This is a genomic window from Nitrosomonas sp. Is24 (assembly GCF_033063335.1).
In the GTDB taxonomy this organism is placed as follows: domain Bacteria; phylum Pseudomonadota; class Gammaproteobacteria; order Burkholderiales; family Nitrosomonadaceae; genus Nitrosomonas.
Genome location: NZ_JAWJZG010000001.1, coordinates 2,268,649 through 2,291,877 on the forward strand (window position 1 = coordinate 2,268,649; position 23,229 = coordinate 2,291,877).

The 23,229-nt window shown below is 52.0% G+C and carries 22 protein-coding genes; 8 read left to right on the forward strand and 14 right to left on the reverse strand.

Features of this window, described 5'->3' with window-relative positions; all coding sequences use genetic code 11:
- Positions 1–62: 62 nt before the first annotated feature.
- The 11 genes from R2103_RS10550 to R2103_RS10600 all read right to left on the reverse strand — a co-directional run bounded on the left by R2103_RS10550 (position 63) and on the right by R2103_RS10600 (position 12,474).
- On the reverse strand, positions 63–818 hold the full coding sequence (locus tag R2103_RS10550) for a hypothetical protein (protein ID WP_317531361.1): 756 nt from the start codon (positions 816–818) through the stop codon (positions 63–65).
- A gap of 160 nt (positions 819–978) precedes the next feature.
- Complete coding sequence (locus R2103_RS10555) at positions 979–1,671, reverse strand: NapC/NirT family cytochrome c (protein ID WP_317529995.1); 693 nt, start codon at positions 1,669–1,671, stop codon at positions 979–981.
- Complete coding sequence (gene cycA, locus R2103_RS10560) at positions 1,671–2,390, reverse strand: cytochrome c-550 CycA (RefSeq protein WP_317529994.1); 720 nt, start codon at positions 2,388–2,390, stop codon at positions 1,671–1,673. Before cycA ends, R2103_RS10555 begins: the two co-directional genes overlap by 1 nt.
- A gap of 97 nt (positions 2,391–2,487) precedes the next feature.
- A complete protein-coding gene (gene haoB, locus R2103_RS10565; RefSeq protein ID WP_317532046.1) occupies positions 2,488–3,480 on the reverse strand; it encodes a hydroxylamine oxidation protein HaoB in 993 nt (330 codons plus the stop codon).
- A 35-nt stretch (positions 3,481–3,515) separates the two neighbouring features.
- Positions 3,516–5,228: a multiheme c-type cytochrome gene (locus R2103_RS10570; protein ID WP_317529993.1), complete on the reverse strand. Its 1,713-nt coding sequence runs from the start codon at positions 5,226–5,228 to the stop codon at positions 3,516–3,518.
- Between the two features lie 379 nt (positions 5,229–5,607).
- Complete coding sequence (locus tag R2103_RS10575; RefSeq protein WP_317531362.1) at positions 5,608–6,315, reverse strand: hypothetical protein; 708 nt, start codon at positions 6,313–6,315, stop codon at positions 5,608–5,610.
- Between the two features lie 132 nt (positions 6,316–6,447).
- A complete protein-coding gene (gene glcF / locus R2103_RS10580) occupies positions 6,448–7,695 on the reverse strand; it encodes a glycolate oxidase subunit GlcF (RefSeq protein ID WP_317531363.1) in 1,248 nt (415 codons plus the stop codon).
- Positions 7,696–8,769, reverse strand: a complete 1,074-nt coding sequence (glcE, locus tag R2103_RS10585) for a glycolate oxidase subunit GlcE (RefSeq protein WP_317531364.1) — start codon at positions 8,767–8,769, stop codon at positions 7,696–7,698.
- A gap of 5 nt (positions 8,770–8,774) precedes the next feature.
- The gene (locus R2103_RS10590) at positions 8,775–10,229 is read right to left on the reverse strand and encodes an FAD-linked oxidase C-terminal domain-containing protein (RefSeq protein ID WP_317531365.1); all 1,455 of its coding nucleotides are present in this window, start codon (positions 10,227–10,229) and stop codon (positions 8,775–8,777) included.
- A gap of 4 nt (positions 10,230–10,233) precedes the next feature.
- Positions 10,234–11,139, reverse strand: coding sequence for a 2-hydroxy-3-oxopropionate reductase (locus R2103_RS10595; protein WP_317531366.1), 906 nt, complete (start codon positions 11,137–11,139; stop codon positions 10,234–10,236).
- A gap of 93 nt (positions 11,140–11,232) precedes the next feature.
- Positions 11,233–12,474 (reverse strand): SUMF1/EgtB/PvdO family nonheme iron enzyme, encoded by a 1,242-nt coding sequence (locus R2103_RS10600; RefSeq protein ID WP_317531367.1) that lies wholly within the window; start codon positions 12,472–12,474, stop codon positions 11,233–11,235.
- Between the two features lie 277 nt (positions 12,475–12,751).
- Here R2103_RS10600 and R2103_RS10605 point away from each other — a divergent pair, with 277 nt between their 5' ends.
- From R2103_RS10605 to R2103_RS10615, 3 genes are read left to right on the forward strand one after another with little or no spacing between them, the layout of a single operon-like run.
- A complete protein-coding gene (locus R2103_RS10605; RefSeq protein WP_317531368.1) occupies positions 12,752–13,921 on the forward strand; it encodes a L,D-transpeptidase family protein in 1,170 nt (389 codons plus the stop codon).
- Between the two features lie 44 nt (positions 13,922–13,965).
- Positions 13,966–14,463, forward strand: a complete 498-nt coding sequence (locus R2103_RS10610; protein ID WP_317531369.1) for a DUF6970 domain-containing protein — start codon at positions 13,966–13,968, stop codon at positions 14,461–14,463.
- A gap of 54 nt (positions 14,464–14,517) precedes the next feature.
- On the forward strand, positions 14,518–15,510 hold the full coding sequence (locus R2103_RS10615; protein ID WP_317531370.1) for an isoaspartyl peptidase/L-asparaginase: 993 nt from the start codon (positions 14,518–14,520) through the stop codon (positions 15,508–15,510).
- Positions 15,511–15,524: 14 nt separating this feature from the next.
- Here R2103_RS10615 and R2103_RS10620 read toward each other — a convergent pair whose 3' ends face one another.
- Positions 15,525–17,342 (reverse strand): adenosylcobalamin-dependent ribonucleoside-diphosphate reductase, encoded by a 1,818-nt coding sequence (locus R2103_RS10620; protein WP_317531371.1) that lies wholly within the window; start codon positions 17,340–17,342, stop codon positions 15,525–15,527.
- A gap of 161 nt (positions 17,343–17,503) precedes the next feature.
- Here R2103_RS10620 and R2103_RS10625 point away from each other — a divergent pair, with 161 nt between their 5' ends.
- The 4 genes from R2103_RS10625 to R2103_RS10640 all read left to right on the forward strand — a co-directional run bounded on the left by R2103_RS10625 (position 17,504) and on the right by R2103_RS10640 (position 20,974).
- Positions 17,504–17,776, forward strand: a complete 273-nt coding sequence (locus R2103_RS10625) for a BrnT family toxin (protein ID WP_317531372.1) — start codon at positions 17,504–17,506, stop codon at positions 17,774–17,776.
- On the forward strand, positions 17,763–18,017 hold the full coding sequence (locus R2103_RS10630; protein WP_317531373.1) for a hypothetical protein: 255 nt from the start codon (positions 17,763–17,765) through the stop codon (positions 18,015–18,017). The genes R2103_RS10625 and R2103_RS10630 overlap by 14 nt, the downstream gene beginning before the upstream one ends.
- A 591-nt stretch (positions 18,018–18,608) precedes the next feature.
- A complete protein-coding gene (locus R2103_RS10635) occupies positions 18,609–19,427 on the forward strand; it encodes a polyphosphate kinase 2 family protein (RefSeq protein ID WP_317531374.1) in 819 nt (272 codons plus the stop codon).
- A gap of 56 nt (positions 19,428–19,483) precedes the next feature.
- A complete protein-coding gene (locus tag R2103_RS10640) occupies positions 19,484–20,974 on the forward strand; it encodes a CHAD domain-containing protein (RefSeq protein WP_317531375.1) in 1,491 nt (496 codons plus the stop codon).
- 20 nt (positions 20,975–20,994) lie between these two features.
- On the opposite strand, the gene R2103_RS10645 is transcribed toward R2103_RS10640, so the two are convergent.
- Both R2103_RS10645 and R2103_RS10650 read right to left on the reverse strand, forming a co-directional pair.
- Positions 20,995–21,924, reverse strand: a complete 930-nt coding sequence (locus R2103_RS10645; protein WP_317531376.1) for a GIDE domain-containing protein — start codon at positions 21,922–21,924, stop codon at positions 20,995–20,997.
- A 12-nt stretch (positions 21,925–21,936) separates the two neighbouring features.
- On the reverse strand, positions 21,937–22,500 hold the full coding sequence (locus R2103_RS10650) for a LemA family protein (protein WP_317532086.1): 564 nt from the start codon (positions 22,498–22,500) through the stop codon (positions 21,937–21,939).
- Between the two features lie 216 nt (positions 22,501–22,716).
- On the opposite strand from R2103_RS10650, the gene R2103_RS10655 reads away from it, so the two are divergent.
- The gene (locus R2103_RS10655; protein ID WP_317531377.1) at positions 22,717–23,109 is read left to right on the forward strand and encodes a DUF4156 domain-containing protein; all 393 of its coding nucleotides are present in this window, start codon (positions 22,717–22,719) and stop codon (positions 23,107–23,109) included.
- Positions 23,110–23,229: the final 120 nt, after the last annotated feature.

Below are 23,229 nucleotides of genomic sequence, written 5' to 3' on the forward strand. Positions count from 1 at the left end.
ATTGAATAATCCAGTCTTAATAGCCGCAATTCAAATCCCTAATGGTTCTTTAGAGTAGAAAATTACTTAATAAATGACGTTTTATACCAGCTATTCATTTTTTGCAATCCGTTTAGAATTTTTGGTGCGAAACCGATTGCTACCGCATCCACAAGACAATACCAGGCAGCAACACCGCTCGGCGGATTTCCTTGTGTCCAATTGAAAACCGGCTCTATGGATGCCCACTTCCATGTACCGGCTGCTGTCCCCACAATTTCGAGCCAAGTGCAAATGAAAAAAGCACCCAGATATACCATCGGCGATCGGCCTTTGAAAAGACAAATAACAAAAATACAAAACAAAAACGCACCAACCTGATCTCCTTGCTCAGGAATACCGCTGATCCCCCACAACGACCATAGGCCACCGGCTGCGATTACAAAAACCGCTAACTTCCTGGCATTGATCAGGAAAAATCTCGAGCGTGAAAGGGCAACCGCTGTCAAATAAACCATACCATGACCGGGCGGCACATAAAGCGGCACATTTCCAAACCGATAGGTATAGCCTTCCATATAAATCGATGCAAAGTGTTCTCCGGCCGTTGCAAATGCCACAGCAACGACAACTTGCATTCTTACTTCTTTATTCTCACCGATCAGCAGCCCAAACAGAAAAATCCAGGCGATCACACCCAGTAAATTCTGCATTTCTTTACTTGCGCTACCGTCAATCACCAAACTGACTCCAACACAGAAGAAAGTAAAGCCCGCGATAAAATAATCCCTATTCCGATGCGGATAATCAATATTTGGTTTTGGAAAATGATTCAACATCTTTTTAAAAAACCTTACTGTAATAAAAAGCCCGCCATAGGCGGGCTACTGAATTTCCATAAATATTACAACATTTGCTTATACTTACCAATATATTATCTGCAAACGCCTCGATATATCCCACATAGTTTATATTTACTTCAACGAAGTGTGAAGATAATTACTCTTCATCCTCATCTTCATCATCACTCTGGGCTTCCGCGCTGCCAGCTGATCCGCCAGCAGATCCTTCACCCTCGTCTTCTTCCTCGTCTTCGTCTTCTCCACTACCGCCTTCATCTTCTTCCTTCACCAAAACCAGCTTGCCAGCTTTCAAGCTCGCATTCAGGTCGGTCTTCGGTACTTCTTCATGTACCAGGTTCTGATGGCAGTCTATACACGTCGCACCTTCCGTCTTCATCTTCTTGTGCGCTTCTTGGGCGTCAGCTCCCGGTGGATTCGGGTTCTTATGGCAGTCACGGCAGGTGATGCTGTCCCATTTCTTCAGGTTCATCCGCGCATCGTGCGCCATGATCAAGCGGCGTTCGTTAAATTTCTCCAGCGTCGAGTAGTCATTCATCAGTTCCAGATACAGTTCTCTCGCGCCATCCACTGCGTGGCTATACACCGCTAAATGAAAGTTCTTGAAGCCTTGCGGTATATGACAATCTTTACAGCTGGGATTGACACCCAACGCACCATAGTGCGTCGATTGTCTTAATTCCGTTTGCGTATAGGTCATCGAGTGGCAGCTGGTGCAGAATTCTTCGGTCGAGAGTGCCGCTTCCCCGCCAAATACGACCGCTACCAGTACGATGCCCAGCAGACCACCTGTCAGCAGCGTGCCTATCGCTCCTTTTTGTATGCCTGTCATTACTCTTTTCCTTTATCTTTTTTGTCCCCTGTCTTTTCCTTTGCGCTGGCTTGGAATTCGTCATGGTACTTGAATTTTGGCTCGCCTACGAAAGTGCCGTCCAGTTTGTAATGCTCGTGCATTGCTTTGACGTCTTTGACCATCTTGTCAAAGTCAAAGGTGTATTTAGGGTCTACTGCAGGGGTGAATGGGGTGTAAGGGGCTTTCGCGCCTTTCCAGGGTGAGCCTTCGTAGTTCAAATGGCAAGCTGCGCAGGCTTCTTCAAAGTGGAAGTCTTGGCCTTTGTCAGCAACCACTTTACGTTGTGTGGTGGTGCCTTTGCTTTCAAATGCTTGTCCTGCCTTGCGGTGGTCGCCACGGTAGTTCTTACCAGGTCCGTGGCACGATTCACAACCTACTGCCGCTAGGGGCTTCTTCGCTGCTTCTATGGTATAGCCGCCTTTCTTGCCGAAGCCGTCTACGTGACAGCCTACGCAGTCTTTGTCTTGGGTGTAGTCTTTTTCCGGATCCAGTTTGGCTTTAACTTTGGCTTCTTTGCGTGCGCCAGGTTTCAGCGATTCCATCGCTTTGGCGTGCGCGGTGTCTTTCCATGCTTTAGCTTGCGATTTGTGGCAGGAGCTGCATTTCGCGCGTCCTTCAAAAGTGTCCGCTATCGCTGCGCCTGAGAAAAATGCGGCTGCTGCCAGAACAGCCAGTAGATAGGTTATTGGGTGTTTCATCCTTCCTCCTTTATGCTTTTTTAATTCAAGTTTTTGATGGCTCGTATTGTACGCTATCGCCGCTTTGTGTAAATGGCTATTTCGCTGGCGTTTCCGTTTACGGTAGCCGGTATACCCAGTAGCCGCCTTGTTGATAGATCAGTTGCGCTACGTCCAGTTCGGTCGGGGCTTTTTTGTCTACAAACGGTAACATCCTCGCCAGTAGGGTTTGGCTGCTCTTTTCGTCACTCAGGAAGAATACTCTGATTTCTTCGTCCGCGACCGATTGCAGGGTGTAGGTGTCAAAGTCGTTTTCCTTCAGTTGCACTTTCATCTGGTTGATCATGCCGTGCATGTTGCCGGTCATCGGGAAGTTCTGAAACGCTACGCCGATTCTGTCGGGGTGCATGAGTCCTGCTTTATACAGGTCGGTGACATGTACAATGACATAGGTTTCCCGGTCTGAGCCTATCAGTTCCCGCAGTTGCTTGACGCCTTCTTCCGCAGGGGCCGTCAGGGCTTCGCTGAAACGTTTGAATTGCTCCCGTTCTTTTTGACTGGCTTTGCTTCCCCAGAATTGTTTTTCATAGGCTTGGATGGCTTCGCTTTGTTCCAACCAGGGGACCGGTATCATCAGCGGTTCGTTCAGGTGGCTGGTAAAGAGTGTGTCGTGGCCGGTGAGCAGTTTGATTTGCCGCGATGTGTCCCACCATGAGAGTATCAGGGCGTCTTTCGGGGCGTGTTTGGCTATCGCCGCTGCCAGGGTGCTAAGTTCCGATGGTTTGCGGTCAAAGTTGTAGAGTATTTCGTTGGTGCTGTTCTTCCAGTAAATTAGTACCGGTGCTTCATCCTTTTGTCTTGCGACGATGAATTCGGCGATGGGTTTGGCTACGCCGTCCGCTTGTACTTTGTATTGGCTTAGCTTGAGTTCGGGCCAGCCCGATAGGTCCATTTTGCTGAACTTCTGGCTGTCGCCTTCCGCGACCAGTTGATATTGATAGGGGGCCGGTACCGGTTTAAACCATAAATACGCAAACCAGCCCAATAAAAGCAAACCTCCCGTCACTAGGATGATTCCTAATGACGGGAGTAGCTTGTCTGACGATCGCACTGCCTTGGCAGTGCGATCTTCTGCGTTAGCGCTTATCAAGCTTCGCTTTGTTTACGTTTGCGCCAGCCTGCCAGTGCCAGTGTTCCGGCTAGCAGCATGCCACCGCCTAAACCGCCCAGAGAGATTTTCTCTGCTGTGCCGTCTAAGTCGAGTAGGCTGGTTTTCTTGGTTTCAAGATTTTTAACACGTTCTTGCAGTGCAACCATTTCACGGATGCGGGTGTTTTCGTCTTGAATCTCAACATAAGCGCGGTTGATCGGACCCCAGCCTTCGGTGTAGGTCCAGCCGCCTGGGTTAACGTGCGCTAGGCCTACGTGCATCTTGGCCAGGTCGTTTTCATGCATTTCCAGCACTTTCAGTTCGATGGCTGCAGGGCTGTTGCCTTTCGACCAGAACAGTTGGGCAAAGTAGGCGTAGCCTTCTTTTTCCGGTGCAGGTGGTGCAGGACGGTTGGTTTTTTGACCGGTCAGCAGGCCTTCTTTGTACAGTTGATGTACGACTGCATTGGCTTCTTGGTATTTAGCCAGTCCTTCCAATGTGCCTTTGTCCATCAGATCGAGGTAGGAGCGGGCAAAACGTTCCGAGTGGCATTGGGTACAAGTGACTACCCATGAGTCCAGACGTTTTTCCGACCATTCACTCTTGATGTTTTCCGCAATTCCAGGAACAAACGGGTAGTTCGCCCAGCGGATTTTTCTGACCATGTTGTGGCTATATTCGCCTTCGTATTCCATGTGGCAGCCGGCGCAGGTTGGTGCGCTTTGTCCGCCTACTGCATAGGCGTCTTTTAACGGTGCTTCCCAGTTCCATTGGTTGCCCAGCATGCCGACAATTTTGCCGTGCTTGGACATGGAGTACGCTTCCCAGTTGTTGTGGTCTACACCGCTGTGACAGGTTGCGCAGGCTTCCGGTCTGCGGGATTCCGCTGCTGAGAATTCGTGACGGGTGTGGCATGAGTCACATTTGTTTTGGTTGGTGTGGCACATTGAGCAGCCTTCGGCCACTTCACGTTGTGGCATCGCTGCCCATACGGTGGTTTCCACGTTAGCTTTGTAGTCCAGTGCGTGCGATGGGCGTCCATCCGGCCATTGGTCGTGCGGCCAGATCATCGTGTCGCGTTCCGATTCACGTTCCGCAAATTCTGCCAAGTGACAGGTGCCGCATACGTCGGCCGTCGGCATTCTGATGTCTTTGGTGTGGTCGGCTTTTTTCTTCGCACCAATGTCTACGTGACAGTCGATACAGCCAACTTCTTTCAGGTTCTCGCCTTCAGCCAGTCTGCCCATCGAGCGAAGGTTCTTTTCGACTTCTTCCAGTTTGGCTTTCTTGTAAAAAGTAGGTTCGCCCGGTTTCAGGTTGCGCACTTTGTCCAGGTTCGCATGGCTGCTTCTCTTCCATGCTTGTACCCATACCGGTGATTCGTCGGTGTGGCATTCCACGCATTCTTTACGGCTTGCTACTTCTTTGTTCGTGGTCGGTGATTTGTAAAATGTCGCCGGATCCAGGTAAATTCCGTACGGGATCGGTTCCCAGTATTGCGCCAGTGTGCCGCGTCCCGCTCCTTGCGCAGGATCTTTGTAGCGCTTAACCAGCGCTTCGTGCAGTTCCTTCGGCGTTACTTTCGTACGGTCCAGTTTCAACGCTTCATACAGTTCGTTCGGTACGCTCGGTATGTCAGCCTGGGCCGCTCCTATCAGCATCCCTCCTAACAGTACCGCTACTATCCTCGGCCATAGCTTGCCTTTCATCTCTCTCTCCTTTGGTTTTCCATAAGTTTCTTCCTTGCCTCTTCTTTACTTTGCTCTTCTTCTTGTTCTCTTCCACCATGAATACCCTTCATATACTCAGTATCCAGAGCTTTTACTTCCTTTATCTATCCATTCCCTCTGCCCATACAATTCCTCATCCCACAGGCAGTAAGCATCTTCTAGACTACTTAGTCACCTCATCACTGTCAAGGGATTTTAGCTGACATGGTAGCGTAGGAATAATTGGTATTATCTTACTCACTGGTTTTGATTCAAAAAATCAAATTGCACCGCTTGATTCAATCACAACCTAAGCGGTGCATATCACATCCGTTCCACCAATGAAAAAAGCCTTGTCAGTTTACACTGAAGTTTACGCTTAAGCTTCCGATGCCTTTTTGCGGCGCACAAAATAGAATGCAGCGCCACCGCCAGCAACTAGGACTAATACAGCAATTTCCATCACGCCAAGACCGCCGCCATGACTGCCATGGCCACCGCCTTTACCAACACCTAATGGAATTTTAACGACTGTTTTGACATTGCCTGCGTCGTCTTTCTTTTCCAGTTGTATAGCGTACTGACCTATTTCCTGGATATTGGCTGCTACCACAATGATTCCGGAGTTATGCTTTTGCGCGGGCATATAAACCAAACCATGTTCAGCAGCATGTCCTGCGTGCTCGTCATGATTCATTCCTTCGTGTCCCGCATGATCACCTGCATCCGCTGCTTTCTGCTCCGCCGGTGCGGCTGATTTGGCACCATGTCCTTCATGTCCGTCCTTAACCAAACGAACCGCCAAAGGAATTTCGCGTGCTTCATGCGGTAATTCAATGGTCAAATTGACTTTGCCGGTTTTCGGCAGATTCTCGCAGAATGAATGCATCGGTGGTATGCCGCCTTCCGGTACTTCATATGCGCTGAACGTTACCGGGAATTCGCCAGTTTTGATCGTACAACCGCCAGCATCGTGATGACCTTCGTGAGCGAGCATTAACTGCGCATACGATGGTAGCGCTATAAAAGATGCCAATACCGCGCCACCAAATTTTGCTACCCAATTACTTTTAGAAACTACCTTCATATCTTCTCCAATTGATTATCTATATGCCTGTTACTCATTTATGTATGCCCAGAAATTTCGCCCGAACAACTTAGCCAAGGATTGTATAACAAAAAATTTAGAATATTAATCGAAATGAAAACTTTTCGCCGCTCAGCTGCCGGATAACCGCTCATCCAGAAGCTCAATCCAGTGCTTGACTGATAATGCGGTGCCGGTCTGCAAATGCATCAAACAACCGATATTTGCAGTGGCTATCTGATCAGGTTTACCCGATTCCAGTGCTGTCACTTTATTTTTCAGCAGCTGCTGCGAAAGTTCAGGTTGCAGAATTGAATACGTGCCCGCCGAGCCACAACATAGATGCGCATTGGGCACAGTAGTCAAATCAAAACCGGCGCTGTGCAGAATTTTCTCGACCACGCCGCGTATCTGCATACCGTGCTGCAATGTACAGGGAGAATGAAACGACAATTTGGTCCTTCCAGCGCTAATACGCTGCTGAGCAAGCAATTGCTCAATCTTATCCAATTCTGCATGAACGATTTCGCCAATATCCTTGGCAAGCGCCGAAACTTTAGCGGCTTTCCCGGCATAGACCGGATCATGCTGCAAAAAATGTCCGTATTCTTTCACGGTCACGCCGCAGCCGCTGGCAGTGACCACAATCGCATCGACTTCACCCTGCTCCATCCATGGCCACCAAGCATCGATATTACGGCGCATGTAATCGAGTCCATCCTGCTGCGCATTCAAATGGAAAGCCACGGCCCCGCAGCACCCGGCATTTTCCGCTTTCATTAACGAAATTCCCAGACGATCCAGCACACGCGCGGTAGCGGCGTTAATGTTGGGTGCCAATGACGGTTGCACACACCCATCCAGCACCAGCATTTTCCGGGTATGACGCGTTTCAGGCCACGCTTTGGCGGAGCCGAGTTTAGGTGGAATTTTTCTTTTTAAACTCTGCGGCAAAAACGGCCGCACGATCTGACCTGCCTTGAACAAGGTGTTAAATACCCAAGCATTGGGCAATACTTTACGCAACGTAAAGCGCAACACTTCCGATTGCGTATCGCGTTTCACTTGTTGTTCAACCATAGCACGGCCGATATCGACCAAAGCGCCATAGCGCACACCGGATGGGCACGTCGACTCGCACGCGCGACACGTCAGACAACGATCCAGATGCAATTGGGTTTTTTGTGTAACTGGTTGTCCTTCGAGCATCTGTTTCATCAAATAAATACGCCCGCGCGGACTATCCAGCTCATCGCCCAGAATCTGATACGTCGGACAGGTTGCCAAACAAAAACCGCAATGCACGCAACTGCGCAAAATAGCGTCGGCTTCCTGGCCTTGCGGGGAATTTTTTATAAAATCAGCGAGCTTGGTTTGCATTTAAATCTCGGAATAAAGTCGTCCGGGATTGAAAATCCCGGATGGATCAAATTTTTCTTTCAGCGTGCGATGAATTTTCATCATGCCGGAAGGTAAAGGGTGGAACACGAAAATACCTGATTTATTATGACGAAACAATGTAGCGTGACCACCCGCTTCTTTCGCGGCGGCACGAATAGCTTCAGCGTCTTCGCCGCCATCGGTGCGCAGCCAGCGCAAGCCGCCATTCCATTCCAGCAGCTGCTTACCCGGCAACAATAAGGGTGGTGTTGTCGATTTGATCGATAAACGCCACAGCGGTTTGTCCGGCTGGAAAAAATCATGCGTATGTTCACGCACCGATCGCCAGAAAATATCATCATCTTTCAGCATCTCTCCACCCAATTTTACTTGTGCCGCACGCACCGCCGGTTCGGCGCCGGAGAGTCTGAGAAACAGCTTACCATCGATGTAACATGTTGCCGAAACCGGCAGCGGTTTGCCCGCCCACTGGTTCATTTTTTCGATTGCAGCCACTTCATCCATTGCCATGCACAGCGTCAATTCGGCCACCGGTTTGGGTAAAACTTTGAGCGAAACCTCGAGCAACACGCCGAGTGTACCCATCGATCCCGCCATCAATCGGGAGACATCGTAACCGGCGACATTTTTCATCACCTGCCCGCCAAAATGCAAATCCTCACCCGTTCCATCGAGCATGCGCACACCCAGCACAAAATCGCGCACACTGCCAGCTGCAGCACGGCGCGGGCCGGATAAACCGGCGGCAACGCAACCGCCCAGTGTAGCTGTCGCGCCGAAATGCGGTGGTTCGAATGCCAGCATCTGGCCATGCCGGTCAAGCTCGGTTTCCAGATCGGCCAGCCGTGTACCGGCGCGTGCTGTGATCACCAATTTGGTCGGCTCGTAATCCACGATACCGTTGTAATCGCCCATATCCAGCAAGGTGCTGTTTTGTTCTGCTGCCGGATTACCGTAAAAATCCTTGGTGCCGCCACCGCGTATTCGCAGCGGAGTTTTAGATTCAGCCGCGGCGCGAATAATCGCTTGGTATTGATCGATCGTATTCGGCATGGCATTCAAAAACGCGGTAAATCGGCAAATTTTTGCTCACCATGATGCACATGCATCGCCCCTAATTCTGCGCAGCGGTGCAAGGTAGGAACGGCCTTGCCGGGATTCAACAATCCCGCCGGATCAAACGCCGCTTTCACGGCATGAAACATGGCCAGTTCTCCGGTTCTGAATTGCGAGCACATCTGATTGATTTTTTCCATTCCCACACCGTGTTCTCCGGTGATCGTGCCACCGGCATGTATGCACATTTCCAGTATTTTGCCGCCGAATTCCTCGGTTCTTTCCAGCTCACCCGGTTTGTTTGCATCGTACAAAATCAGCGGATGCAAATTGCCATCCCCGGCATGAAACACATTCATGCAGCGCAATCCATAGGCTTGTGAAAGCTCCTCAATGCCGCGCAGCACATCGGCCAGATGCTTGCGCGGAATGGTACCGTCCATGCAGTAATAATCCGGTGAAACCCGGCCCGCCGCGGGAAAAGCCGCTTTACGCCCGGCCCAGAACTTGAGCCGCTCGGCTTCATCGCGCGAGGTGCTGATGTTGGTCGCGCCGCTGTGCTGCATGATGGTATAAATCCGCCGGATCTCATCCGCCACTTCCTCGGTGCTGCCATCGGATTCGCACAATAAAATGGCTTCCGCCGCCAAATCATAACCGGCGTGCAAGAATTCCTCCACCGCATGAATCGTAATTTTGTCCATCATTTCCATCCCGGCAGGGATGATGCCGGCGCCGATGACATTCGCCACCGCGCTACCGGCCTTCTGCACATCGTCAAACGCCGCCATCACCAATTGCGCTTTTTCCGGTTTGGGAATCAGCTTGACGGTGATTTCCGTGACGATACCGAGCATGCCCTCACTGCCCGTCATCAACGCCAGCAAGTCATAACCCGCGCTGTCTAGACTGTCGCCGCCGATTTCCAAGCACTCGCCGTCGATGGTCAGCACTCGCAATTTGAGAATATTGTGCACGGTCAGGCCGTATTTCAGGCAATGCACACCACCGGAATTTTCCGCGACGTTGCCGCCGATCGAACAGGCGATTTGCGACGAAGGATCGGGCGCATAATACAAACCATACGGCGCCGCCGCTTCGCTGATCGCCAGATTGCGCACGCCGGGCTGCACGCGCGCGGTGCGCGCCAGCGGATCGATGGCGATGATTTGTTTCAGTTTCGCCAGCGACAGCAAAACACCTTGCGCATGCGGCAATGCGCCGCCCGACAAGCCGGTACCGGCACCCCGTGCCACCACAGGTGTTTTCGTCGCGCAGCAAAGCTGCAAAATTTTAACGATCTGTTCTTCGCTCTGTGGCAACACCACGATCATCGGCAATTGCCGGTAAGCCGACAAACCGTCGCACTCGTACGGTTTCAAGTCTTCGGCTTCATGCAACACCGCTTCATGCGGTAAGAAAGCCCGCAGTTTATTGACCAGTTCTTGAGAAGGCATGTGATTATTCAGGGTGTTTTTGAATTTCGTGGTTGGCCAGTTTTTCCAGCATTTTGACAATGGCGGAATTATCCCACTTTGCGCCGCCGTGCGCGAGACATGCGGAAAACAATTCGCGCACCGCCGCCGTAGTCGGCAGGCTCACACCCAATTCGGCGGCGCTTTGCAACGCGATATTCAAATCCTTATGGTGCAATTCGATGCGAAACCCCGGCTCGAAACGCCGTTCGATCATGCGCTGCCCGTGCACCTCCAGCGCCTTCGACGCGGCAAATCCGCCCAGCAACGCTTGCCGCACTTTGGCCGGATCGACACCGGCCTTGGACGCGAACAGCAGCGCCTCGGCCACCGCTTCGATTGCCGACGACACCACAATCTGATTGGCGACCTTGCACACCTGCCCGGCGCCGACATCGCCGATATGCGTCACGCTCTTGCCCATCAACGCGAGGATCGGCTGAATCCGATCAAACACCGTTTTGCTCGCACCCACCATGATTGTCAGCGTGGCATTTTGCGCACCGATATCGCCGCCCGACACCGGCGCATCGGCATAGTCGTGCCCGAGCGCATTCAGCCGCACGGCAAATTCTCGCGTCGCCAGCGGCGAAATCGAACTCATATCGACGATGATCCGGCTCCGTCCAGGATCGGATTGCAGCCCATCGGCTACACCATGCTCGCCGAACAGCACTTTTTCCACGTCCGGCGTATCCGGCAGCATGGTGATGATGATGTCCGCATGCCGCGCCACTTCCTCGGGCGAAGATGCGGCACTGCCACCCAATGCAACCAAATCCGCAGGCACGCCGCTGCGCGAGTGTAAAAACAGACGATGCCCGCCTTTGATCAAATGCTCCGCCATGGGTTTGCCCATGATGCCGAGACCGATGAAACCGATAGTGGTCATATCAACAATTAACCTATCAGAAATTGATTTATACGATAGTGGAGGCGCTTCGCTGATCCAATCTATCCAGCCACACTCCACAAAGAATAAAAGTCACAAATCCTTGCTGATGCGAAAACCGAAGATGTTGAACATATCATCGGTTTTAAATCCGAGACGAATGGTCGACCGTAAGGCCTGCGATTCATTAACCCACGACCCGCCTCGCACAACCCGGCGATTACAATCGCCACAATCTTTTTTCAACCACACCGAGCCATCGGCTGGTGCACCATTATAGTTATCATGCCAGCAATCCTGCACCCATTCCCACACATTACCGGCAGTATCATGCAATCCGAACGCATTGGCTTTGAACGAACCCGCCGGTGCGGTTTGCAGGCCATCCCATTGGCTGCCGCACTCACCGCAATTGGCATTATTCTCTCCAATGTCATCACCCCACCAATAGCGGGTTTGCGTACCGGCTCGCGCAGCATATTCCCATTCGGCTTCGCTCGGCAACCGGTATCTTTTGCCGGTTTGCTGCGACAACCACCGCACATAGTCTTGCGCATCGTTAAACGAAACATTGATCACTGGTCGCTTGCCGCGTCCCCAGCTTTGATCATCCGGCAATCTACGATTGGTTGCTTTAGCAAATGCATCGTACTCATCGAACGTCACGGCGTATTTACCGATTTCAAACGGGTAACCGATGGTAACTTCATGCTGCGGGCCTTCGTCAACATCTCGACCGCCTTCGGTCTCAAGTGATCCCATCAAGAATTTTCCTGGTGGAATACGCACCATTTCGGGCTCAAAGGAAAGTCTGGTTTCAGTAGATTGTTCAATACCAGAAGAGAAAGAATTTGGTAATACCGGCGTTGGCTTTTCACTCAAAACCTTTTCCAATATTTGGATGAGCTTATCGACATCCGAATGGAACCGGTGATCACTGATCTCGTAAGCTTGCCGTCGCGCCAATGGCGCCAAGCTTTCGGGCAGTTGCGTCGATTTGGGCATCGCCGCGCCGCCAACCAGCACCGGGATGACGCGGATATTGCGCTCGAGCACTGCGGCGATTTCGAGCCGCACCCAATCATTCGGATGATCCAAACGCCGCTGCCCATCAGCATCGGCGATTTCCAGCCAGTGTTCGCCGATCAGCACCACCGCCGCTTGCACCGCTTTCAGTTTTTCCTGAATGACTTGGTCGAAAACCTCACCCGGTTCGATCTGATCGATGTCCATAAACACATGATCAGGGCCGAAATGACCGGCCAGCCGGTCGTATAACCGGCCTGCGTAGGGCGCGCTATCCTTGCGGCGGTAGTTGATGAAAATTTTAGCCATGAAATGAAACAATAAAATCGAATGCAGTTTTCTCAAACCGGCAATCATACTGGCAATCAATTTTTCCGGTCAAAAAATGTGTTGATAACAACTTCAAATCACCACTAGAACTTATCGCCCTCGTGGTGATTAGCGTACTCTCAGTCCCCTCAGCCAATACTTTAAATGACCCTGCGAATATCCTGATTTGTTGGAGTTAAAGGTTGTGTCATCGTGAGAAATCTAGTAAATTGACCGTCATCGATCACGTCCAAGTTTCACGATCCTTTTGATTATTATGCATAAAAAATATTTATCGTTGTTCCGTGATGGCCTCGCGTGCGGCTTCTGTGCCGGTCTTCTGTTCCTCACCGGTTGCCAATCGATTCCAACCCAACAAGCGGCGTCGCCTGTACCTGTGGTGAAGCCATTGCCTATCCCGGTCGCCAGTCATGAGTTCAGTTTTGATCCGGCGCGCGACGATGTGGTTGGTTCGGTGCAAGTTATCACAGCGGGCAAGGACGATACGTTGTCCGACATCGCGCGGCGTTTCAACCTGGGTTATGAAGAAATCGTCAGCGCCAATCCCGGTATCGATCCGTGGTTACCGAAAGCGGGTACCAGGATTGTGATCCCCACGCAGTTCGTGCTGCCGGACGCGCCGCGTCAGGGCGTTGTGATCAATCTCGCGGCGATGCGGTTGTTTTATTTTCCCAAGACCAAGCCCGGCAAACCGCAAAAAGTCATTACGCATCCGGTCGGCATTGGCCGGGTGGAATGGAAAACGCCCGAGGGCATGACGCGCGTCGCCTCGAAAACGGAAAATCCCAGTTGGATTCCGACGCCTTCGATCCGCCGGGAACACGCCAAAAACGGCGATCCGCTGCCCGCCGTGGTACCACCCGGACCGGATAACCCGATGGGCACGCATGTATTGAAACTGGACTGGCCGAACTACGCCATTCACGGCACCGACAAACCACCCAGCATCGGCTTGCGCGGCAGTCATGGTTGTCTGCGCATGTACCCGGAAGACATCGTCGGCATTTACCGCGATGTCCCCGTCGGCACGCCGATCCGCATTGTCAATCAGCCGCGTTTGCTGGGCTGGCGCAGCAATCAGTTGTATTTGCAAGCTTACCCGATCCTGGAAGACGACAAGCGCAATCACGCCAATCTGCTCAAGAAATCGTTAAGCACTGTGCGCGCAACGCCCAAAGGTAAGCGCGATGCGCGGCGACAGGCCAAGGTCAATCAAACCCTGCTCACCGAAGTCACGCGCAACCCGCGCGCCATCGCCATTCCGATCACACAACCGGAAATGACGCTGCATGCTTATCTGGATCGCGCCAAGCTGGTGCAAAATACGTTGCCGTTCAACGCCACCTGGGATGGCGACATGAGCAGGCAGCTCACGGCAAACGATGTATTGGAAATGGCGAATAAGGAATCTACCCGGGTTCGATAGCTATCGTTAAGGCCAATTCGCATTTAAATTCAGGAAAAAGAAAAATGTTAAAGAAATATGCGCTAGGGTTGATGATGAGTTTAGGACTTTTTGCTTTTTCTACGATAACTACGGCATCGGAAGAACAGTGCACCGCGCGCTACGATGTTTCCAAAAACAGAGTACATGTTCCTTGCGTGATGATCGGCGAGGAAAAAATCTGGGCAAATTTAAAATTGATTCAGCCAGAAAATACTTTTGCTATTGAAGGATTCGACAAAGATTTTCTTCCTTTATGGCTTGTGCAAAAAATTGATGGTTTCATAAAAGTGCCTACTGCTACTGATCGCCCCCTTTTGATCAGACAATTTGAATATAAAGGTGCAAGAGTTTATTACTTCGCCTCGCAATGCTGCGATATGTTCAATATCTTGTACGACACAACCGGCAACGTCATTTGCGCACCCGATGGCGGCTTTACGGGCCGCGGCGATGAAACATGTCCGGATTTTGCAGAAACAAGCATAGCGGGTACCATTATTTGGGATGACACAAAAAAGTAACTTGGAATCAGCACTCGCTACACTCACTTCTCATTCTTTCTGATTCATCAAACCGTGACCGGAAAACACCAGACTCTCATTGATACCGCGCCCATCCGCCTCATCATTCATGGCGGCGCTGGCGCGATCAACCGCAACCGCCTGACTGCGGAACGCGAACAGGCTTACCGGCAAGTGCTGGCTGAATCGCTAACTGCCGGCCACGCCGTCCTCAAAGCGGGCGGCAGCAGTATCGACGCCGTGATCGCCGCGATTGTGTTGATGGAAGATTCGCCGTTGTTCAATGCCGGCAAAGGCGCGGTGTTCAGTCACGAAGGCCGTAACGAACTGGATGCATCGATCATGGATGGCGCTACGAGCATGGCGGGCGCTATTGCCGGGGTCACCACGATCCGCAACCCGATCCGAGCCGCGCATGCGGTCATGACGCAAAGCAAACATGTGATGCTGATCGGCCAGGGCGCCGAGACTTTCGCTGCCGAGCACGGCGTGGAAATCGTCGACCCAGCTTATTTCTACACACAGCACCGCTGGGATCAGCTGCAAAAAGCCATCGCGAAAGAACAGGTGGTGCGCGATCACGACATGGACTCAGGCACGCCGTCGCCCGATGGCGATGAGAAACACGGCACTGTCGGCGCCGTGGCACTGGATCGCTCCGGCAATCTCGCCGCAGGCACCTCGACCGGGGGACTCACGAACAAACGCTACGGGCGCGTCGGCGATTCACCTATCATTGGCGCGGGCACCTACGCGGACAATCGCTCGATCGCGGTATCCGCAACCGGCAGTGGTGAAATGTTCATCCAAACCGCAGCGGCGTTTAATACGGCGGCACAGGTGCGGTTGCAACAAATCCCACTTGCCGAGGCTGCCGACCGTACACTCGCGGAAGTCGCCGCGCTCGGTGGCGACGGCGGTTTGATCGTGCTGGATGCGCAAGGCCGCTTCGCGATGCGTTACAACACCAGCGGCATGTTCCGCGGCAGCATCGGGGACGATGGCGTTGCACGGACGGGTATTTTTCCGGACGATCCGGATTTTTAATGTCACCCGGGTGCTTAGTCCGGCTCCCGCTCCAGACCGCAGCAATGCGGCGCTGCATGTTCTACATCCGGTTTATGCAAAATTTCGCCAGTCACCGCATTAGGCCGGAACGTAGTGCAGCCTTTCAAGCCGAAATCGTACGCTTTCTGATAAAGAGTACTAAAAGCTTCGAAATCATAATCCGCTGGAACATTGATCGTCTTGGAGATCGCCTGATCGACATACGGCTGGATCGCTGCCTGCATATGCAGGTGTTCGTCCGGTGTCAGCGCATGCGCCGTAACGAAAGCCGGAGGCAGATCGTCACGCGCACGTTCTTTGCGCCATAGAGCGGCAGCATAATCGGTCACTTCATAATCCGCGTAACAGCCGTCACGCTTAAGTACCTGGCGCATGTAATCACTGCCAAATACCGGCTCCAGCCCGCTCGAAACATTATTGGCCAGCAGACTGATGGTACCCGCCGGAGCGATGGCGGTCAGATGGCTGTTGCGAATACCGTGTTGCTTGATGCCTTCACTGATGGATTCCGGCAAGGTGCGCACAAAAATACCAGCCAGGTATTTTTCTTTATCGAACAGCGGAAACGCGCCTTTCTCCCGCGCCAGTTCTATCGAAGCTTGATAAGCCGCGTGACAGATGTGCTGCATGACTTGCTGCGTGATTTTCTCCGCTTCATTGCCGCCGTAACGGATTTGCAGCATGATCAATGCATCGGCCAAACCCGTGATACCCAGACCAATACGGCGCGAACGCTGCGCCTGTTCAGCCTGGCGGGCTAAGGGAAAATGCGAAACATCGATAACATTATCCAGCAGCCGCACGGCGGTTGCAGCTACCGCGCCGATGCCTTCCAGATCGAGACTCGCCTGTGCAGTAAAAGGATTGCGCACGAATTGCGTGAGATTGATCGAACCCAGGTTGCAAGCGCCGTAAGGCGGCAGCGGCACTTCGCCGCACGGATTGGTGGCTTGAATCGTTTCGCAGTAATACAGATTATTCAGCCGGTTGATGCGGTCGATGAACAACACGCCCGGTTCGGCGTAATCATAGTTGGCTTGCATGATTTTCTGCCATAACGTACGCGCCCGGATGCGTTTGTACACCTTGCACGGCACCGCATCGTCATAACCCGGCCAGTTGCGCATAAGCAGCTCGCTACCGGTTTCACTTTCGCCCGCAGGAAAAACCAGCGGCCAATCGTCATCACGGCTGACGGCGGCCATGAACGCATCGCTGACGAGCACGGAAACATTGAAATGCCGTAACTGGCTGCGATCCTGCTTGGCGGCGATGAATTCCTCGATATCCGGATGATCGCAGCGCAACGTGCCCATCATCGCACCACGCCGCGCGCCGGTCGACAGGATGGTCGCGCACATGCTGTCCCAGATGCGCATGAACGAAACCGGCCCGGAAGCCACCGACCCCACACCGGCGGCTTGCACACCGCGTGGCCGCAACGTCGAAAAATCATACCCAGCCCCGCCGCCCTGCTGCATTGTCAACGCGCCTTCCTTGAGCGCGTCAAAAATACCGTCCATCGAATCGACAATCGTCCCCATCACGAAACAATTAAACAATGTTACCTGGTGCGCAGTCCCCGCCCCCGCTTGAATCCGCCCGCCGGGCAGGAATTTAAAATCGCGCAGGATATCGTAGAAGCGCGCCTGCCAATATTCCGGATTTTTTTCCGGCGCAGCCAGTGCCTTCGCAACGCGCTGCCAGGTGTCTTCGATGCAAGTGTCCAGCGCGGCACCACGCTCATAGTGGCGGTATTTGGTGTCCCAGATGTGTTGGGCGATGGGAGTGGTGAAATGGGGATCGTTCATGGCTCTTTTGGGCAATACTGATCGGCAACAAACATTTTTGGTGATAGCGCAGATTCTGAATCGATCTGGATACGTGCATGTATTCTCAATCTATGAACCCATCCATTTCAAAATACTATAATATCAATAATATTACGTGAGAAATCGGGTACCGATCGGCCATGAAATTTGACTGGGACTCAAAGAAAGCGGAAACCAATCGCCGGAAACACGGTGTTTCATTTGACGAAGCGGCCACGGTTTTTCTCGATCCTCACGCGGTATCGGGCTCGGATCCCGATCATTCGACCGAAGAAGAACGCTACATCACGTTCGGTTGTTCCAAGCTGGGCCGTTTACTGGCAGTCTGCCACACTTACCGGCCAGGTACGATGCGAATTATCAGTGCACGCCGCCTGACACGAGGCGAAAGGAAACTCTATGAAGAAGGATAAGGAAGACATGCGCAAAAGCTACAAGCGCTCCGATTTCGCAACGCTGGAACGAGGAAAATTCTTCGCGGAAGTCGCCGAAGGCACGTCAGTCGTACTGCTGGAACCTGAAGTAGCCAAAGCATTCCCCACATCGAAAGCGGTCAACGAAGCCTTGTCGGATCTGTTGGCGTTGACTGAGAAAACGGCGCGTTTAACACGGCGTTCAACTAAAACACGCCTAAAAGCAGAGAATACCGATTAAATCTGTTCGTTAGTCATCATGAAAGAGAATGAGCACTGGTCACATCTTGCTACTCTTGATGATCAATTTCTAAAAGGCGGAGTAATTCTCTCGAAATGATGCAGTTTTATTGTTCGTGAAGCCGACGTTGCTTTTGTCAATGGCGCTCATTTAGCTTCAATACTAACCGCAGTCTCTGGCATCGAAACTTACCTTCGATCAGAATATTCAGTCACTGGAAAGGAACGGTTAGTCGAACTTATCGATCAAGCCAGTATTAACTATGACTTAAAAAGTGATCTTCACACACTCAGAAAATATCGAAATAAATGGATTCACATTGATGAGCCGTGGGAAGATATTTCATTGCTAGAGAATCCCGAACAAATCGAAAATGAGCTCGAAAAAATGGCATTTTTTGCGGTGCGCGTTCTACGGCAAGCTATCTATGAAAATCCTTGGATTTAACCCCAAAAACTGCGATCCGTGTGTTTAAGTCACATCGCATAGCCAGATTCAATATCTAGGTGAGAAACATTTAATACATTTTTTAAATGTCGTCATTCTTAAACAAGGGATTAATTCTGCAAGTTAATATCTGAGAAAAATACCATGAAAAACCACCCAGTAAAACCCGGCAGCAAGCTCGATCTGTCGCAATGCGATCCCGGCGACACCGGCGATTACAAAAAGAGCGAGCAAGGCAAGGAAGAAGCCAAAGCTGTCACGGAAAAATTGATCGGTAAATTGGATGATTTGCAGGAGCGTTTGTTCGCCAACGGCAATTGCGCGTTACTGATTGTGTTGCAGGGTATGGATACCAGCGGCAAGGATGGCGTCATCAAGCATGTGATGTCGGGCATCAATCCGCAGGGGTGCAAGGTGGTGACGTTCAAGACGCCGTCGGCGGAAGAGCTAAAACATGATTTTTTGTGGCGCGTGCATCAGAAAGCGCCGGAGAAAGGCCAGATCGGTATTTTTAACCGTTCGCATTACGAAGATGTGCTGATCACGCGTGTGCACGGCTTGATTTCGGATAAGGTGGTGCAGCAACGGTTTAACCAGATCAATGAATTCGAGGAACTCTTGTCCGAGAGCGGCACGTGCATTCTGAAGTTTTTTCTGCACATTTCCAAGGATGAACAAAAGAAACGGCTGGAGGAACGCATCAACAATCCGGAGAAACGCTGGAAGTTCAGCACCAGCGACATCGAAGAACGTAAATTCTGGAAAAACTATATGGATGCGTTCGAAGCCATGCTCAGCGCCACCAGCACCGATCTCGCACCGTGGCATATCGTGCCGGCCAATTACAAGTGGTACCGCAATCTGGTCATTGCGCAACAAGTGGTCACCGCACTGGAAAATATGAAACTGGCAACACCACCGGCGCCCGAGGGAATCAATTTTGATACCTTGAAGATTGAATAGTACAGTATCCGCTCCAACTGCTGCCCGTCGCGACACCACTCTCACGGAAAAATTATATGGAAATCGAGCTCAAGCTGGCTTTGCAGCCGCGTTATGTTGCGCGCATCCGGCATCATCCCTTGCTGCACGCCGTTGCTCCGCAACAGCGCACTTTACTGAGCATTTACTTCGATACACCGAAATTCGATCTGATGCAGCGCGGTATCGCGTTACGCGTGCGCCAGGCCGGTGATCAATGGATACAGACGTTGAAAGCGGAGACGCAATCGGTCGGTGCGTTGACGAGCCGCCCGGAGTGGGAAATGGCGGTCACGGACGGCCGTCATCCGGATTTCTCCGCATTGCCGCAAGCAGCGCTGGATCTGCTCGCCGGAATCAAACTCAAGCGCATCGCGCCGGTATTCACCACCGAGTTCCGGCGCACAACGTGGCAAATCGGCGAAGGTGCCGCGCAAGCGGAAGTGGCGCTCGATACCGGCAAAATCTTCGCCGCTGAGTTATCGCGCGATATTTGCGAAGTGGAAATCGAACTCAAATCCGGTCCGGCGGAATTTTTATTTGATATTGCAACGCAATTACTGCAACAAGCGCCATTGCATATCGAACCGCGCAGCAAAGCGGAACGCGGCTATATCCTGTGCGGCGCGTTTAGTCCCAGCCCGGTCAAAGCCATTCGCCCGGGTATCGACCGGGACCAACCGGCGGGTGAAGCATGGCATGCCATCGTGCAAGCGGCACTGGTGCAATTATCCGCCAACGTACCTGGCTTTCTCGAACAGGCAGAGAACATCGAGTATCTGCATCAGCTGCGCATTGCGTTGCGCCGTTTGCGTGCCGGTGCGCAATTGGCGAAATCGCTGGGACAGGAAATACCTGCTTGGGAACAACCGTTGCGCGCGTTGACCCACGCACTGAATCCAGCGCGCGACTGGGATGTGTTTCACCAAGAAATTCTACCCGGCATCCTGCCCGTTCTGGCTACATCAGCCGAAAATACTGCCGTTTCCGAAACCGCATTAGCTTTGTTGCACAATGCCGCTGCGCAAGCGAGGCAAAGGGCGCAAGCATTATTGCTGGCACCGGTGTTCACCCAGCTCACGCTCGACATCGGCCGCAGCCTTTTGATAACACCAATTAATGAACACATGCGCACGACCGGAACATGGGCTGAAGTCATACTGGAGAAACGCTGGCAGAAGCTGCGCAAATGCTGCCGCGGTTTTGCCCGGCTGGATCCGGCCGAGCGCCATTTTGCGCGTATCGCCGCCAAAAAAATGCGTTACTGCGTGGAAGCGTTTGCACCGCTATACGGAAAACGGGTGAATCGATTCTTGAACGCTTTGACCGCTTTACAAGATGAATTGGGAATCGAGAACGACCGGCGTATCGCGCTGCAGTTACTGTACAAGCTACCGCATAAATCCGCCGCGCTCGGCTTTGAGTTTGGCTGCCTCAGTGGCGTATTGGCGTCCGAAGCCGCGCAGCATCCACGGTTATCTCCAGCCTTGTGGCATCGTCTGGCGCGATCCAAATTGTTCTGGCATTAGTGGCATGGCGATTCAGCGCATTATCCATGCACATGCACCAGCCAAGCAGCAGCGCAGATCGATAGGATGCACCCCGCCAAGGCGGCATAGCCGCTGCGGCGGTATTTCCGTGCCAGCAAGGCTTGCGGATACATCGAGATAATAAAAGGCCGCGACGGATTGTTGGGTTTGACCATGATGCTGGTATCCGGCTCCAGTGCCAACTCATCATGAATCTGCTGCGCTGCGGCGTGCGCTTCGGATCGCGCCACTTCCCATTCCTGCTGGTCGATGTTGCCGTCCTTGTTGCTGTCGAACCGTTCCCGCAACGTGGCTTGGTCCTTTTTCCAATCGTTGATCACATTGATCATCACGTCGCGCATTGATTTCTGTGTTGCAGCAGACCAAGTGCTGAATTGCCCTAATATGTACAGCGGCTGCCCGGGCAGTATCAGCCACTCGCTGTAGCGGTAGTTGTTGGTCATGGCATGAACGATCGACTGGCTTTCCAGTATTTGTGTCCGGGTTGGCCATTCGCTATTGCCGTACCACACCAGTTTCTCGATACCGTTGATTTCCGCGCGATCCGGATCGACATAGCAACTGCTGACACCATCGGTGAGCCTGAAACGGTGATCGCTGGTATTGGTGTACACCACATTCCAGCGCGTTTGCGTGCGGCCTTTTTCGGTGAATGTTTCCTGCTGGGCAATTTCACTGCGGTACCAAAGACAGGGGTGATTGGATAACGGCGCGTAAATCGGCCGGTCGTCGATGAATTGCCCCTTTCCTTCCAATTCAACATAACCTTGATGCGCCGAGCGTAATTTAGCGGTTGGTGTGTCCTCAATGAGGCGCAGCCGTTTCCAGTTATGCATAAAAAAATAAAAACCGGTCAATGCCGCAACGATCACCGCACCCAGCACATAGGGATAATCCTGCGGCGGAATGTCAGCCAGTATTTGGTTCATGCGCCCTCCACGTCAACCAAACAGCTTGCCGATATTGACATCCTGCTTATCGGCATCGCTGAATTCCAGCAGATCGCGCGGTTTGAATTTAAACCAATTGGCGATGATGACATCGGGGAACTGCTCGATGCGCACATTGTTGATTTTGACTGCTTCGTTGTAATACTCACGGCGGTCGGCGATGCTGTTTTCCAATCCGCTGATACGCGCCTGCAAATGGCGGAATTTCTCGCTGGCTTTCAACTCGGGGTAGTCTTCCGCCACGGCAAACAGATTGCCCAATCCCATGCGCAGCATATTTTCCGCCGCGCCCAGCGCACCGATATTACCGGCCTCCCGCGCGTTGGAAACCTGTGATCGCGCCGCAATCACTTGCTTCAGCGTTTCCTGTTCAAAACCCATATACTGCTTGCAGGTTTCCACCAGCTTGGGCAGCTCATCATGGCGCTGCTTCAAAAGAATATCGATATTCGACCATGCCTGCGATACGCTGTGCTTAATATCCACCAAACTGTTGTACAACATGACGCCGTACACAAACACGATGGCCAGTCCCGCCAGGGAAATATAAATCATGATATCCAACGTCACACCTCCTGTTAGTTACATTCCTGCAATATACAGCACCGATAATCCCGTAAGCCGTTTGAAAAGATGCCGTGAGTGGCTTTATTTCCTCCTATTGCCGCCATTATCCGGCCGAGCTTCGACGAATGCTATTGACGGGCCATACTGCGCTTCTCTATGCTAACCGGCTTTAAGAATACAATTCGTATGTATCAGGAGTCAGCAATGAATGTTTGCAAAGAATTAAACCAGTTAACCCAAGCAGCCATGTTCGTTTCAATCATCCTGAGCTGTACCGGAGCTTCGGCACAAACGGGCGAAGTCCCGCCGCAACCGGAAAAAACCAAAACCGTCACGATGGTGGTCGGTGAACAAGGTCCCGATGGATGCGAGTTACTCGGTAAAGTGAAGGGTTCCTCGAAAGAAAATGACAGCGGAGAGGTCAATACTCCTTATGTGGACCGGTTGATCAAGGCCCGTAACAACTTAAGAAACGAAGCGCAGCAACTGGGCGGCGACACCGTGCATATCATTTACTCCAATAATTCAGGACGGTATGAAATACCGGGAGCTGATAAGGAAATCATATTTGTCGGTAATGTGTATCGCTGCGAATAATTTTGAAACAATCCGCTGACAAATATCTCCATGCAGCGACACGCAAAAGCAGAAAAATGTAAGTGATTATCCTAGCAGTAAGTTTTTTAACATGTGAGTAATTTATCGTATAATTCCGGC

Coding starts and splice junctions, on each gene's coding strand:
- R2103_RS10575 (WP_317531362.1), bottom strand. CDS start 6,315: ATGAAGGTAGTTTCTAAAAGTAATTGGGTAGCAAAATTTGGTGGCGCG.
- R2103_RS10610 (WP_317531369.1), top strand. CDS start 13,966: ATGTTAAAGAAATATGCGCTAGGGTTGATGATGAGTTTAGGACTTTTT.
- R2103_RS10635 (WP_317531374.1), top strand. CDS start 18,609: ATGAAAAACCACCCAGTAAAACCCGGCAGCAAGCTCGATCTGTCGCAA.
- R2103_RS10570 (WP_317529993.1), bottom strand. CDS start 5,228: ATGAAAGGCAAGCTATGGCCGAGGATAGTAGCGGTACTGTTAGGAGGG.
- R2103_RS10595 (WP_317531366.1), bottom strand. CDS start 11,139: ATGACCACTATCGGTTTCATCGGTCTCGGCATCATGGGCAAACCCATG.
- cycA (WP_317529994.1), bottom strand. CDS start 2,390: ATGAAACACCCAATAACCTATCTACTGGCTGTTCTGGCAGCAGCCGCA.
- glcF (WP_317531363.1), bottom strand. CDS start 7,695: ATGCAAACCAAGCTCGCTGATTTTATAAAAAATTCCCCGCAAGGCCAG.
- R2103_RS10605 (WP_317531368.1), top strand. CDS start 12,752: ATGCATAAAAAATATTTATCGTTGTTCCGTGATGGCCTCGCGTGCGGC.
- R2103_RS10590 (WP_317531365.1), bottom strand. CDS start 10,229: ATGCCTTCTCAAGAACTGGTCAATAAACTGCGGGCTTTCTTACCGCAT.
- R2103_RS10645 (WP_317531376.1), bottom strand. CDS start 21,924: ATGAACCAAATACTGGCTGACATTCCGCCGCAGGATTATCCCTATGTG.
- glcE (WP_317531364.1), bottom strand. CDS start 8,769: ATGCCGAATACGATCGATCAATACCAAGCGATTATTCGCGCCGCGGCT.
- R2103_RS10655 (WP_317531377.1), top strand. CDS start 22,717: ATGAATGTTTGCAAAGAATTAAACCAGTTAACCCAAGCAGCCATGTTC.
- R2103_RS10640 (WP_317531375.1), top strand. CDS start 19,484: ATGGAAATCGAGCTCAAGCTGGCTTTGCAGCCGCGTTATGTTGCGCGC.
- R2103_RS10630 (WP_317531373.1), top strand. CDS start 17,763: ATGAAGAAGGATAAGGAAGACATGCGCAAAAGCTACAAGCGCTCCGAT.
- R2103_RS10600 (WP_317531367.1), bottom strand. CDS start 12,474: ATGGCTAAAATTTTCATCAACTACCGCCGCAAGGATAGCGCGCCCTAC.
- R2103_RS10555 (WP_317529995.1), bottom strand. CDS start 1,671: ATGACAGGCATACAAAAAGGAGCGATAGGCACGCTGCTGACAGGTGGT.
- R2103_RS10620 (WP_317531371.1), bottom strand. CDS start 17,342: ATGAACGATCCCCATTTCACCACTCCCATCGCCCAACACATCTGGGAC.
- R2103_RS10650 (WP_317532086.1), bottom strand. CDS start 22,500: ATGATTTATATTTCCCTGGCGGGACTGGCCATCGTGTTTGTGTACGGC.
- R2103_RS10625 (WP_317531372.1), top strand. CDS start 17,504: ATGAAATTTGACTGGGACTCAAAGAAAGCGGAAACCAATCGCCGGAAA.
- R2103_RS10550 (WP_317531361.1), bottom strand. CDS start 818: ATGTTGAATCATTTTCCAAAACCAAATATTGATTATCCGCATCGGAAT.